12 protein-coding genes are annotated in these 13,182 nt (G+C 48.5%); 6 read left to right on the forward strand and 6 right to left on the reverse strand.

Going from position 1 to position 13,182, the window contains the following annotated elements; genetic code table 11:
- A complete protein-coding gene (locus ACOSVP_RS01780; RefSeq protein WP_487345793.1) occupies nt 1-1,734 on the reverse strand; it encodes a tetratricopeptide repeat protein in 1,734 nt (577 codons plus the stop codon).
- A 237-nt stretch (nt 1,735-1,971) separates the two neighbouring features.
- On the opposite strand from ACOSVP_RS01780, the gene hemA reads away from it, so the two are divergent.
- Genes hemA through prmC form a run of 3 tightly spaced genes read left to right on the forward strand, consistent with a single transcriptional unit; the run spans nt 1,972 to nt 5,202 of the window.
- Nucleotides 1,972-3,240, forward strand: coding sequence for a glutamyl-tRNA reductase (gene hemA / locus ACOSVP_RS01785; RefSeq protein ID WP_487345794.1), 1,269 nt, complete (start codon nt 1,972-1,974; stop codon nt 3,238-3,240).
- A gap of 1 nt (nt 3,241) precedes the next feature.
- Nucleotides 3,242-4,330 carry a peptide chain release factor 1 gene (prfA, locus tag ACOSVP_RS01790; RefSeq protein WP_487345795.1) on the forward strand — a complete coding sequence of 363 codons (1,089 nt, stop codon included), beginning with the start codon at nt 3,242-3,244 and terminating at the stop codon, nt 4,328-4,330.
- Nucleotides 4,331-4,362: 32 nt separating this feature from the next.
- Nucleotides 4,363-5,202, forward strand: a complete 840-nt coding sequence (gene prmC, locus ACOSVP_RS01795) for a peptide chain release factor N(5)-glutamine methyltransferase (protein WP_487345796.1) — start codon at nt 4,363-4,365, stop codon at nt 5,200-5,202.
- A gap of 16 nt (nt 5,203-5,218) precedes the next feature.
- On the opposite strand, the gene yaaA is transcribed toward prmC, so the two are convergent.
- On the reverse strand, nt 5,219-5,992 hold the full coding sequence (yaaA, locus tag ACOSVP_RS01800; protein WP_487345797.1) for a peroxide stress protein YaaA: 774 nt from the start codon (nt 5,990-5,992) through the stop codon (nt 5,219-5,221).
- A gap of 89 nt (nt 5,993-6,081) precedes the next feature.
- On the opposite strand from yaaA, the gene ACOSVP_RS01805 reads away from it, so the two are divergent.
- From ACOSVP_RS01805 to ACOSVP_RS01815, 3 genes are all read left to right on the forward strand, one after another.
- Nucleotides 6,082-6,285, forward strand: a complete 204-nt coding sequence (locus ACOSVP_RS01805; protein WP_487345798.1) for a hypothetical protein — start codon at nt 6,082-6,084, stop codon at nt 6,283-6,285.
- A 24-nt stretch (nt 6,286-6,309) separates the two neighbouring features.
- Nucleotides 6,310-7,230: a hypothetical protein gene (locus ACOSVP_RS01810; RefSeq protein ID WP_487345799.1), complete on the forward strand. Its 921-nt coding sequence runs from the start codon at nt 6,310-6,312 to the stop codon at nt 7,228-7,230.
- A gap of 132 nt (nt 7,231-7,362) precedes the next feature.
- The gene (locus ACOSVP_RS01815; protein WP_487345800.1) at nt 7,363-8,913 is read left to right on the forward strand and encodes a methyl-accepting chemotaxis protein; all 1,551 of its coding nucleotides are present in this window, start codon (nt 7,363-7,365) and stop codon (nt 8,911-8,913) included.
- A 66-nt stretch (nt 8,914-8,979) separates the two neighbouring features.
- Here ACOSVP_RS01815 and ACOSVP_RS01820 read toward each other — a convergent pair whose 3' ends face one another.
- From ACOSVP_RS01820 to hemC, 4 genes are read right to left on the reverse strand one after another with little or no spacing between them, the layout of a single operon-like run.
- A complete protein-coding gene (locus tag ACOSVP_RS01820) occupies nt 8,980-10,212 on the reverse strand; it encodes a heme biosynthesis HemY N-terminal domain-containing protein (protein ID WP_487345801.1) in 1,233 nt (410 codons plus the stop codon).
- Nucleotides 10,209-11,426 carry a uroporphyrinogen-III C-methyltransferase gene (locus ACOSVP_RS01825; protein ID WP_487345802.1) on the reverse strand — a complete coding sequence of 406 codons (1,218 nt, stop codon included), beginning with the start codon at nt 11,424-11,426 and terminating at the stop codon, nt 10,209-10,211. The genes ACOSVP_RS01820 and ACOSVP_RS01825 overlap by 4 nt, the downstream gene beginning before the upstream one ends.
- 1 nt (nt 11,427) lies before the next feature.
- Nucleotides 11,428-12,180, reverse strand: a complete 753-nt coding sequence (locus ACOSVP_RS01830; RefSeq protein ID WP_487345803.1) for a uroporphyrinogen-III synthase — start codon at nt 12,178-12,180, stop codon at nt 11,428-11,430.
- A 30-nt stretch (nt 12,181-12,210) separates the two neighbouring features.
- Entirely contained in the window at nt 12,211-13,137 is a 927-nt protein-coding gene (gene hemC, locus ACOSVP_RS01835) for a hydroxymethylbilane synthase (RefSeq protein ID WP_487345804.1), read from the reverse strand.
- Nucleotides 13,138-13,182: the final 45 nt, after the last annotated feature.

The raw sequence follows: 13,182 nt of genomic DNA on the forward strand, positions 1-13,182 counted from the left end.
TTACGCGCCCTCAAGCAATTTCGGCGCGTATTTTTTTAACGTCTTAATTAAGGCGGGCAAAGACGCGTTATCTTTTAAAGATTTACGCCAAACAGCCAAAGCTTGCTCTTTTTTGCCTTGCTGCCATAACACTTCGCCAAAATGTGCGCCGATTTCGGCGTCTTGCAGTTCATTCCACGCTTGGGCTAACAAGTCGCGCGCACTGTCAAGATCTCCGTTCAGGTAATAAGCCCAGCCCATGCTGTCCAAAATCGCCGGATCTTCATCATCCAATTCGTAGGCTTTTTGAATCAGTTCAAACGCTTTATCAAAATCATCTGGCGATCGTACCATCATGGTATACCCCAGAGCGTTTAAATAAGCTGGATCGTCAGGGTGCTTTTTCAGTAGTAGTTTTAGGTCGGCAAGTGCTTCTGTCCACTGTTCTAAGGTGTCGTAAGTAATGGCGCGTTTATAACGCAGAGCATCCGCATCAGGAAATACGGCCATGGAGCGTGTCAAAAGCTCAAGCGCCAAATCAGGGTGCTGATGGCGCAGATGTAAATCGGCCACGCCCATTATATGACCTGGCTCCGCGTCCAAGGCGGCACGTTTTAAAATGATACTGTTAATAAGCTCGGCTTGCTGAGCAGAATAGAGCCATTTGACGATCATTTCTGAAGCGGTCCAACTAAACTGACCGAAGACATTAACGAGGTTGCTAAGTGCTGCGTCAAATTGTCCTACTTCTTGTTGGGTCGTCGCCAACATAAACAGTAATTGATCACGCAACACGCCATGGCGCGGCAAATCAGACAGCAGTGCGATGCTTTGTTCAAGATAGCCTTGGTGTATCAGTAGTTGCCCCATACCAATGCCGATTTGCTGTGCTAGGTAAGGCGGGAAGTTTGCTTTATAAAAGGCTTCTAGGGCTTTCTGAGATTTGCCATTTTTAATTAGGATTTCCAGCAGATTCGCCTGAATGCGTTGGCTATCTGGGTGCTGCTTTAAACCTTGTTCAAGAGTGCGCTGCGCTTTGTTTTTAAAGCCTAACTGCTCTTCACTAAAGGCTTTGATGATAATTAACCCTTCTAGTTCAGACTTAGGGCTACGGGTCATAAAGGTAGTGATGTTTTCAACAATGTACGGGTAGCCACCATTGATAAACAATAGATGGTATTGTGCGATCTCTACGTACACGTCCTTTTCAAGCTCAGGTGCCCCCAAAATATCTTCTAATTGAGAGGTAATGTTTTCGTGGCGCACATTCTGATCAACAAAGTTCGGTAGAAATCCTAGCGATACTTTATTTTGTACGGCTTGGCTGAGTAGCTCGGCGGCTTGATCGGTTTGTTCCGCATTGAGTAAGGCTTGCAACCTAACGGGATAGGCTTCCTTTGCGCTCGGATTTAGTTCAAGCCAACGAGCGCTCGCATCAAGAATCGCTTGTGTATCCTCAGTCATCACCGCGGTAGAGGTGGCGCGTTTGGCAATACCTTCATCGCTACTTTGTTTCGCGACATCCAAATACAAAGCGCTAGCCTGCTGGCTACCTTGGCGTTGTAGCGTGAACTCTGCGCTCAGTACCTGTTCCAATTGTTTGGCGTGCGTTGACTGCGCTACGGGAGTCCATTGCGGATTCTCTGGTAAGGGCGTGACATGATTGGAAACCGATGAGCAGGCACTGAGTGACAGGCCAAAGGTCATCGTTAAAAAAACGCGTTTAAGCGTGAAAGGGTATTGCAGTCGTTGCATAAGTACCTGCCTTATGGGCCAAAATCATGTCCTAGCTCCTATGGTAGCCTTGCTTGAGCTCTGTTGTCAGCCTAATAACGGAATGTTCAATGTAAGGAATCGACATATTTATTGATTTGATGGGGTGCGAAGAGCTAAAAATTCCTCTTATAATAGGGGCATTTATTTATGAGTCAGAAAGTTTGGCCCATTTCTGAAAACACTTGTTCGATCTCAAGTCGTGAGAAGAGTTCCTGAATGCCGCTAATTGCTGTGGGCGTAAACCACAAAACTGCACCAGTATCTATCCGAGAGAAAATTTCGTTTGCCCCTGAAAAAATGGTTGAGGCACTCAATTCGCTCGTGTCCGACGCTCAGGCAAAAGAAGCAGTCATCGTTTCTACTTGTAACCGTACCGAGCTCTACTGTGCGGTAGAAGAAGGGGCGAGTGAAGAGCAGATTATTAGCTGGCTCGGACAATATCACAATGTATCGCCAGATGAACTAGGGCGCTTTTGTTATGCCCATCGCGGTGATGACAGTGTACGTCACGTGATGCGTGTGGCGTCAGGACTGGATTCGCTTATTCTAGGGGAACCGCAAATTCTAGGGCAAGTGAAATCCGCTTATGCTGTTTCTCAAGAAGGACGCTGTATCGGTTCAGAATTGCAGTCCCTGTTTCAGCAAACCTTCTCGGTCGCCAAACGCGTTCGCACCGATACCGCGATCGGCGAAAACCCTGTTTCGATTGCCTTTGCCGCAGTCAGTTTGGCGCAACGTATCTTTGCTGATGTCAAACGCAGTACTGCGCTGTTAATTGGTGCCGGGCAAACCATTGAGTTGGTGGCCAGACATTTAAAAGAAGCAGGTATCAAGCGCATTATTGTCGCTAACCGAACCTTAGAACGTGCGCAAATATTAGCCAACGAATTAGGCGCAGAAGCCATCTTACTGGGTGATATCACGGATTATCTGCATCAAGCGGATATCGTGATTTCCTCCACGGCGAGCCAATTACCGATTATTGGTAAAGGTATGGTGGAGCGTGCTACCAGTAAGCGTCGCCGCAAACCCATGCTGTTAGTCGATATTGCCGTACCGCGTGATATCGAACCCGAAGTGCAGGAAGTTGAAGACGCTTATTTGTACACCGTCGATGATCTGCACTCGGTGATTGAACAAAACGTCCGCGCGCGACAAGAGGCCGCTGAAGCCGCTGAAAAGATCATTGAGCAAGGCATTGAAGAGTTCAAGCGTAAACAAGAGTCTCGCAAAGTTGCCGATCTAATTGTAAGCTACCGCGCCCAAGCAGAATTAATAAAGCAGTCCGAGCTCGAGCGTGCGCTCAAAGGGCTGGAATCTGGTCAAACACCGGAACAGGTGATGACTAAATTAGCACATGGATTGATGAATAAACTGATCCATTCCCCAACCCAGTTTTTGCGCCAAGCCGGTGCGGAAGCAGACCAAACGGCCCTACAACAAGCGGCTGAGGTGTTGGGCATAACCGATACGAAAGAATCCTAGAATGAAAGACTCGATTAAATTTAAGTTAGAAAGCTTATCTGAGCGTTACGAAGAATTGGCCGCTCTATTGAGTGAAGCGGATGTGATTATGGATCAAGATTTGTTCCGTAATTACAGCAAAGAGTACGCCGAGCTTGAGCCGGTAGTGAAATGTTTTACTGAGTACCAGCAAGTATTGGAAAACATCGAAGAAGCTCAGCTAATGCTGACTGACTCAGATCCAGACATTAAAGAAATGGGGCAAGAAGAGCTAAAAGCTGGCAACGAACAGAAAGAAGAGCTGTTGCTAGATCTGCAAAAACTCTTGCTACCAAAAGATCCAAACGACTCGAAGAACGTGTTCTTGGAAGTTCGTGCCGGTACCGGCGGTGATGAAGCATCGATCTTCTCGGGGGATTTGTTCCGCATGTACTCTCGCTACGCTGAAACCCAGCGTTGGAAAGTAGAAATCGTCAGTGCCAGCGAAGGTGAGCACGGCGGCTACAAAGAAGTCATCGCTCGTATCGTGGGTGAAGGCGCTTACTCTAAGTTGAAGTTTGAATCGGGCGCGCACCGTGTACAACGTGTGCCAGCAACTGAGTCACAAGGCCGTATTCATACCTCGGCTTGTACGGTAGCGATTCTGCCAGAAATGGACGAAGTGGAAGCGGTCAACATCAATAAAGCCGACCTACGTATTGATACTTTCCGTGCCTCAGGCGCCGGTGGTCAGCACGTCAACAAAACCGACTCGGCCATCCGTATCCTACACATCCCAACCGGTGTGGTCGTGGAGTGTCAGGACGAACGTTCACAGCATAAAAACCGTGCTAAAGCGATGGCCTTGCTAGCGTCTAAACTGCAAGCCGCAGAAGAAGAAAAAGCCGCCTCTGAGCAATCGGAAGCACGTCGTTCTTTGGTGGGTAGTGGTGACCGTTCGGAGCGTATTCGTACTTACAACTACCCTCAGGGTCGTGTGACCGATCACCGTATCAACCTAACCCTGTACAAGCTAGATGAGATTGTTCAAGGGGATTTGGATGCCTTGATCAACCCATTGGTAAACGAATATCAAGCAGAGCAGCTTGCTGCGCTAAGTGGCGACAACTAAGCGTTAGTTCCTATCTTTAAGCGTGACCGCCCATGACCATTGAATCGTTATTAAAACAGGCTTATGGGCGGCTATCTGCGCTGTCCGATACCGCGCAGCTGGATGCCCAGCTGTTGTTGGCACATGTACTTGAGGTGTCTACCACCTATTTCTTTACGTGGCCTGACAAAGAGGTGTCTGAAGTCAAACAGATCGCCTTTGAAGCCTTGCTTAAGCGCCGCGAAACCGGTGAACCGATTGCCTACATCCTCGGTGAGCAAGACTTCTGGAGCCTTTCTCTAGAAACCTCGCCGACGACACTAATCCCTCGAGCGGACACTGAACGTTTGGTGGAAGTGGCATTGGAACTGTTGCCTCAAGGCGCGAATAAACTGGTGGATTTGGGAACGGGTACCGGTGCGATTGCCTTGGCGTTGGCCAAAGAATGGCCTGCCGCTCAGGTGATCGGAGTCGATTATCAAACACAAGCGGTGTCATTGGCCGAGCGTAATGCTGTGCGCAATAGGATTGCTAATGCCACGTTTTGCCAGAGTGACTGGTTCTCGGCGTTAGCGGATGAGGCGCCGTTTGATCTGATTATCTCGAACCCGCCTTATATTGATCCAGAAGACGAGCATCTCTCTCAAGGGGATGTGCGTTTTGAGCCCCTGACGGCGCTCATTGCGGAAGAGCATGGCCTAGCCGATATTCGTCATATTAGCGAACAAGCTAAGCACTATCTGGCGCCTAAGGGTTGGCTGATGTTTGAGCACGGCTACGATCAAGGGCTGGCAGTGCGAGACTTGTTACAAGATAAAGGTTTTGTCGAAGTTGCCACCTATCAAGATTTAGGTGGCAATGATCGTGTCACGGTAGGCCGTTTAAGCAATTAAACGATTGCTTAGACGGTTATTGGGCGCTCTCTGGGCGAGTGAAGACTGGCTCAAGTGGCTTTGAGCGCTCAGCATCGTAGCGATACCCCGCCAAGTTAAAGCCTTTGATGTCTTCCAAGGACTCAGCCCCCTTTTCAATTAGGTAGCGTACCATCAAACCGCGTGCCTTCTTAGCGTAGAAGCTAATCACCTTGTATTGACCGTTTTTTTCATCCAAGAAATTTGGCGTAACGATGGTGTGGTGGATGGCTTTTTTATCGACCGCTTTAAAGTATTCGGTCGAGGCCAAGTTCACCAGCAGTTCGCCTTCTTCAAGTTCTTCATTTAGGGCTGGAGCAATGCTATCCGCCCAGAAGTGATACAGGTTGTCGCCTTTGGGGTTGCCCAGCTTAGTGCCCATTTCTAGGCGGTAAGGTTGCATCAAATCCAGTGGCTTTAGTAAACCGTATAGGCCGCTTAAAATACGCAGGTGAGATTGTGCGTACTGAATTTGTGCATCCGTCAGTGAATAAGCATCCAGGCCAGTGTACACATCGCCCATAAAGGTAAACATGGCTGGACGGCTATTCTGCTCTGTATGGCCTTTTTGCCAAGCTTGGTAGCGTTCTACGTTCAGTGTGGCCAATTTATCACTCAGCTTCATCAATGATGCGATATCGGCTGGCGAGTAAGGCTTGATAGTGTCGATCAAGGTTTGTGCGTGATCTAAAAAGCGCGGCGCGGAAAAATCGGAGCAGGGTAGGCTGCTGTCTAAATCCAGCGTTTTCGCTGGTGAAATCAAATATTTCATTATCTTACCTTGGCATATCGTTGCGTTTTCATAAGATTATCCATAGAGTGTTAATAGATATCTACTCATTGTCTTGATAGAGAAACTGTATGAAGGACAACATTATTCCATTCCCAATCGCATCGAACACACAGGGTGATGATATGGCTGTGGAGTCGGCAGTAGATAGCACTAACAAAAAACGCCTGCATGAACTGCGTCATGCCTTTGACGAGGCGCGTAAGCTTTGGCCTTTGGAAATGTCCGAGTTGCCTGAGCAAAATCGTAAACAAGTTGCTTCTCATAAGAGTTAGTCAGACTTCAAGGAAGATCATTCCGTGTTAGCTTTTCTTGTCAAACATTCCCTTGTGGGGATGTTTATTTGTGCCTTGTTAGGCTTCGCCTTTCCTGCCGCATCAAACGCCTTATTTCCATTTCTACCCTATGTGCTGTTTACATTAATGATGCTGACCTTGGTCAGTATGCCGATGGAACGTTTGGTTAAACGTTTATGTAATGGCGCTATTTGGCTGTATGCCTTGCTGCACAGCGCCTTTTATATGGTGGTGTTTACACTGGTTGGTCTGCTGTTTGGTATTTCGGATGAGCTGATGTTGGCGATCCTAGGGGTGGGAGCTACCGGGTCTTTGTTTGCTACACCGGCTATTGTGCGTGCCTTGGGGTTTGATGCCTTAGAAGCCATGGCCATGACTATCGCAACCACCTTGCTGCTGCCGCTCGCGTTATTTATCCCAATACAGTTTTTGCCCATGAGCCAAGGCAGTTTGGATTTTGTCACCTATGGTCTGCGCTTACTGATCTTTATTGCGGGGCCTATTTTTATTTCCTTTAGCCTACATCGTTTGCTGCCAGCAGAAACATTGCAGCGCGGTTTGTTGAAAATTTCACCCTACACCATCTTGTTGGTGTTTGCGTTTCCATTTGGTCTCATCGGCAGCTACCGTGGCATGTTTGATCAAAGCATTATGCAGGCATTAGTTTACCTGCTGATCGCTGTGGTATTAGTGATCTTTTTCTTTGCGGGTACTTTTTTGGTATATCGCCGAACCGGTGTGCAAGAGGCATTAACCGCTGCGATTACCTCTGGTAACCGAAATGTTTTGCTGACCTATTCCATTGCTGGGGCCTTGCTCGGGCCAGCTTTCCTTCCCCTTGCTGGTGCCATGCAAGTACCGACTTATATTCTTCCGGTGATTACCCGTCGTTTGGCTCGTTATCTGGAGTCGAAAGCACAATAGATTCTGATCGTATATGCAAATCCTCTAACCTTTGACTACGCTTCATAGAAATGTGTACAAAAAGTGGTCTTTGAAGGTGCTGTTCAGACCGTGGGTTATCGATGACTTTTGACGGATGTACATGAGGGAGCTATGAGAAAGAATCTGCCTGTTACGAATGTGGAGAGGCTTGTTTCAAAAGGTATTCGCCTGATCTCCACCACCGATTTGAAGGGTAAAATTACCTACTGCAACCAAGCTTTTATTGATATCAGCGGCTTCACTTACGAGGAGCTGCTCGGTTCGCCCCATAACTTGGTTCGACATCCCGATATGCCCCCAGAAGCCTTTGATATTATGTGGTCCCATTTGAAGGCTGGTAAGCCTTGGATGGGATTGGTTAAGAACCGCAGTAAAAATGGTGACTATTACTGGGTCGATGCTTATGTCACGCCGATTACTGAAAAAGGCCAAGTAATTGGCTATGAATCAGTACGCTCGACACCGGATCGTCGCGCCGTTGAGCGGGCCGAAAAGCTGTATGCCAATATCCGAAATGGGCGCAAAACCTTGTCGGTCCCAAGTGGCATAGTGGTGTCAGCGGTGGTGGCATTGGCGTGGATCGCCTCGCTGGTGATGTTTTTTATGGACAATCCATACGCCGAGTTTCCTGCTCTGTTGTCCTCTATCATCATGGTTGCCTATTGCACTAGGCAGCAACACCATATGCGAACAAGTCTTGAAAAATCACTTTGTAATGCCTTTACCCACCCGTTAGCCGCAAAAACCTATTCAGATCAAAGCTCAGGCTTAGCCAGTTTGGAAGTCGCAGTGAAAAGCCAAATGATGCATCTGGACACGGTTTTGACACGCATTGAATCGGAATCCAAAGAGGTCTCCAATAAGTCGGATCATGGCCTAAGGCAAACACAAAATGCGGCGGATAAAATTCAGCAACAGCTTCATGAAACTCAAGAAGTGGCAGCTGCGATGCAACAAATGACCACCACGGTCTCAGACGTGTCTAAGCATGTGCAACAAACGGCGCTGAGTGCAGAAGAATCGAAGTCCTTGGCAGTAGAAGGCAATCAGACCATCGAAGAGACCACCCACGCCATTAGTGCCTTAGCAGAGCTGGTGGAACAGATCAGCCAAGCGGTCACTAATCTCTCGCAGCAGTCAGAAAGTATTGCTGAGGTGGCCATTATGATTGATCAAATTGCTGAGCAAACAAATTTGCTGGCACTCAATGCCGCGATCGAAGCCGCGCGCGCCGGGGAGCATGGGCGTGGCTTTGCTGTGGTGGCTGATGAGGTGCGTCAGCTAGCTCAGCGTACGCAAGGCTCAACGCAGGAAATACACACTATTATTGAGCGTCTGCGTAATGGCGCCCAAGAGGCCGTTAATGTGGCCAGTGATGGTCAAGAGAGTGCTAGAGTAGGATTAGATAAAATGTCCGCCGCTCAGCGCTCGCTGACCACTATTGTGTCGTCGGTCAGTGGTATTTCTGAAATGTCGATGCAGATGGCGGCCGCAGTAGAACAGCAGGCTCATGTGTCAGAGGATATTAATCAGCAGTTGGTGCGGATCTCGAACTTGGCTAATGCCAGTAAAGACGAAGCGGAGGAGGCAATGCAGAGTATGGTGACCTTGCGTGGGGTTGCCTCGGATATGCATGAACTGGTGGTGCGTTTTAAAAAATAGGCGATAATTTGCTTACTAATAAAAATGCCGAGCTTAGCTCGGCATTTTTATTAGTGGCTCATTGGCTTAGCGTGGCAACGGCAGCGCTTTCACCGACTGGCTGTCATGGCGAATGCGTTTCACAATCAGCTGTTGTGCTTCATCTAGGTCGCCCATAGATTCAAGTAATAGGCTCAATTCCACGATCGCTTCTGAAGAAGAGTCTAGACGCAATGCTTTCTCATAGTAGTCGCGTGCTTTGCCCCATAGTTGCAAACGTTGGCAGATACGGCCAGCGCTTAGGTAAAGCGGTGCACTGTCTGGGTGACGGCGGATCCAAGTTTCAACATTACCCAGTGACTTCTGTAGCGAGACTTCCGTCAGTTGTCCGTAGACGCCTGCTAGGGTGTCTGACCACTGATCGTTTAGGGCGGTGCGGATAAAAGCTTCTGCTTTGGCTTCGCTGCCAAATTCAATCAGTGTCGCTGCATACAGTGCCTGCATTTGCTCGTCTTTTGCTAGACCATCAAGTTTCTTCCAAATGCCTTGTAGCTCATCTAGCAGCACTTCTTTGCTAAGGCCGGTTTTCTCGCGGAAGCGTAGCTTCTCTAACAATGCCATGAACGAGTTTTTCTCCAACTCAAGTAAGTTGGCCTCGTTGAAAATACCGTGTTTTTTCAGCGCTGGTGTGAGCTCTTGTAGTGCTTCCCAATCTTTCAATTGAGTGTAGGCATTAACTAGCATCTTCAGTGTTTGACGATGCTTTGGCTTCATATCGTGCAGGCGTTTCAAGGTGGCTAATGCGCCTTCATAGTGGCCTTGCTTAAGTTGTAGCTGGCTTTGCACGAAGCTGATGGCGAACTCAGCATCTGGCGACGTTTGGTGTGCCTTACGTAGCAGTTCTTTCGAGCGTTCATGCTCTTCTTGCTCGCTGGCAGCGTAAGCGGCACCGATGTAGTTCAGCAATGGGTAAGAGACCTTGTTGGCCGATGTGGTCAACAGTTTCTCAGCTTTGCCCCAGTTGCCGCCCGCCAGTTCCAGCATCCCTTTGATGGTCGCTTTCAAAGCGCGCTTGTGGGACATGGTGCCAGTTAGTCTGGAGATAGACGAATTTGGATGCATCAAAATCCAAACCAGCTTTAATGTAATCATGATGGCCGCATAGCCTAACGCCATAAACAGCAACATCACCCATAGGCTCATTTCAATGGTGACTTCTTTAAATGAAATCATCACATAGCCAGGATCTTGCTTCATGATCAAGCCAATCGCACCGCCAATCAGTAGTACGATAATGATCGAGAGGAGAACTTTTCTCATAGAGTGTTTTCTCCCTTAGTGTTGGCTACTGGCGTGCTCACTTTCCAGTTTTGCATCAGCTCACGCATGGCTTGAAGCGAGGCACGAGGCATTGGTACATCTGGATTTGGGTTGACTTGCTGCAGTGACGTTAAAGTTGTCATAAAAGCAATGGTCGCTTGCGATGTGGTGTCGAAGTGCTTGTTGACCGCTTCTGCGACACGGCTTAATGATTTCTCATAAATCGCAGGTTCCGCTTTCAATAGTGCGACTTGCGCTACATCTAGCTGAATTTGAATGCCTGTCACCAACTCTTGGTATTCCGCTGGCGGTAGCAGAGGTTTGATTGGCTTGTGGTTGTAGTTGATGACCACTAAAGACTTCAAACCTTGCCATGCTTCATTAAACAGTTGTTTTAGTGCAGAACGACTGGTTTGTTTGGCTTCCGCAGTGGATTCTTGCTGCTCTTGCCATTGTTTTGATGGCTCTCGTTGCGGCAGTTGTGCCACCTGGTTGTAAAGTGCTGACAGCTGTAGGTAGCGGCCTTCAAGGTCGAAGCTTGCGACCGATTTCAGTGCTTGCATGTCTTGAGCAATGGCTTTACGGGTGTCAAACATCAGCGGATCTTCAAGACCGGCGAGGATGTTGTCAGCACTGGCCAGCAATGACAGGCTGCTCTTGGTATCTTTTTCCAGTAGCAAGCGTTGGTTGGCTAAGCGAATCAGGTATTCCGCTTCTGCTAATAACCAATCGTTTTTATCAGCATTATTTAGCTTGTTAATTTTCGCGGACAGGTCGACTAGAGCTTGCTCTGTTTGCGCTTTCAACTCATCCGACTGAGTTTTTGCAGCGCTAAGCGTACTGCCCATATCACCTAGCTGTTGTGCTGCGGCTGAGTTGCTTTCAACATTGCGGTTTAGGCGCTCAACTTGCTGCTCAAGGGCGATCACTTTATTTTGTGCATCCGCTAGCGCTTGATTGCCTGAAGTGGAAAATTGTGATTGGTAAAACTGCCAACCACTTAAGCCCAGTGCCGCGACACCAAAGATAATGGCAACAGCAGGTAATGCTTTGTTGCTAGCTGAGGAGGATTCTGTGTTCTCTTTAGCCGTATTGGGTGTGCTTAAGGCTTCGCCAGTCGGTGCGGAAGAGCTTTCTTTAGCGGACTCTAAGGACGTAGTGTCTACGCTGTTTTCCGTGTTGTCGGTTAAAGCCTTGTCGTTTTTATCAGTCATGTTATCGTCCTAAATGCTGCTGTGTGGCTGCGATTAAACGTTGGTCGTCAGCACCTTGTGCACAGATTACCTGATTCCAGCGAAGGGACTTTGCTAGTTGCGCCACTCTTTCACTTGGAACAAATAAGGCAGTGTTTTTTAGATCTGGGTCAAACTGATCAACATAGGTTGTCAGATTTGTCACGCTTTCACCACTTGTCGCCCATATTACGTCAGGACGCTCTAAGAATAAAAAAGTTTGTGCCGTATATTCTGGCAGATGTCGCTTATAGAGTTCTAAATGGTCGACAATCGCCCCGCGTTCTTCTAGACCTTTGGCCAAATCTGGTCGACCGCCAGCCCCTCTGACAATCAAGACTTTTTGGTCGCGCATTTTTACAGGCTTGAGCCAGTCTAGCATTGCCTCGGTGTTATTGCCTGGGTTGCTGATGGCAGGGATATGTAACTCGTTCAGTGTTTGCGTGGTGCCTTCACCAATGCCTAGCCAATGCATGCCGACCGGTAACATGGGCCAGCATTCATCAATTCGCTCAGCAGCCAAACGGGCAGCATTCTTACTGACGAAAATCACGAATTGGTACAGGTCAAGGTTATAAAGCTGCGAGCGCAATGCAGATAACTCGGCATCACTGGAAAGAGGGCGAATCTCTAGCATAGGCAAAGAGATTGGCGTGGCACCAAGCGCAGTCAGCGCTTGGCAGGTCAAAGCATTTTCCGGTTCTGGTCGGGTGACCAATACTTTTACGCCTTGCATGGTGAGGCTATCCCCAATCTGGTCATTCAATTAGTGTTGGTACACTTCGTCCAATAGGGCTTGGGCGCCATCCGCAAGCAGTTGCTCTGCTAGTTGGATACCTAGTGCTTCGGCGTTGGCTTTGTCGCCACGAATCTCTCCACGCACCATACGTTTACCATCGGTGCTGCCCACTAGGCCTCGAATAAAGAGTTCATCGCCGTCAAGCAAGGCAAAGCAAGCAATCGGAGCTTGGCAACCGCCGTTGAGGCGTTTGTTGACAGCGCGTTCAGCGATGACACGGTAGGCCGTTTCTTGGTGCTGCAGTGGCGCAAGCAGCTCAATCAACTCTGCATCATCGCTACGACACTCGATACCCATGGCGCCTTGACCGCCCGCTGGAAGCGAGAAGGTGTCGCTGATGCGAGTTTTAATGCGATCGGCCATTTCAAGACGCACAAGACCTGCGGTTGCCAGGATGATGGCATCGTATTCACCTTCATCTAGTTTGCGCAGACGTGTATTCACGTTGCCGCGCAGGTTTTTAATCTCTAGATCAGGGCGGTGCATTTGCAATTGGCAAGAGCGACGTAGGCTGGATGTGCCGACCACGGCGCCTTGTGGTAGTTCATCGATGCTGTTGTAAGTGTTGGAAACAAAAGCGTCGGTAGGGTCTTCACGCTCACAAATCACGTATAAGCCAAGACCTTCAGGGAATTCCATCGGCACGTCTTTCATAGAGTGCACAGCAATGTCTGCTTCGCCGTCTAGTAGCGCTTTTTCGAGCTCTTTTACGAACAGACCTTTGCCACCGATTTTCGATAGGGGCGAATCTAGAATTTGATCGCCTTTGGTGGTCATGCCCATTAGTTCGACATTGATTTCTGGGTAGAGGGCTTCCAGTGACGCTTTTACATTGTTAGCTTGCCAAAGGGCCAATTGGCTTTCACGGGTTGCAATGACGATTTTATTTCTCACATTCTCTCCTAGAGTCGACATCGAGCACGAAAATAACGATAAAAT

This window comes from Marinomonas sp. HM11-D (genome assembly GCF_057626615.1).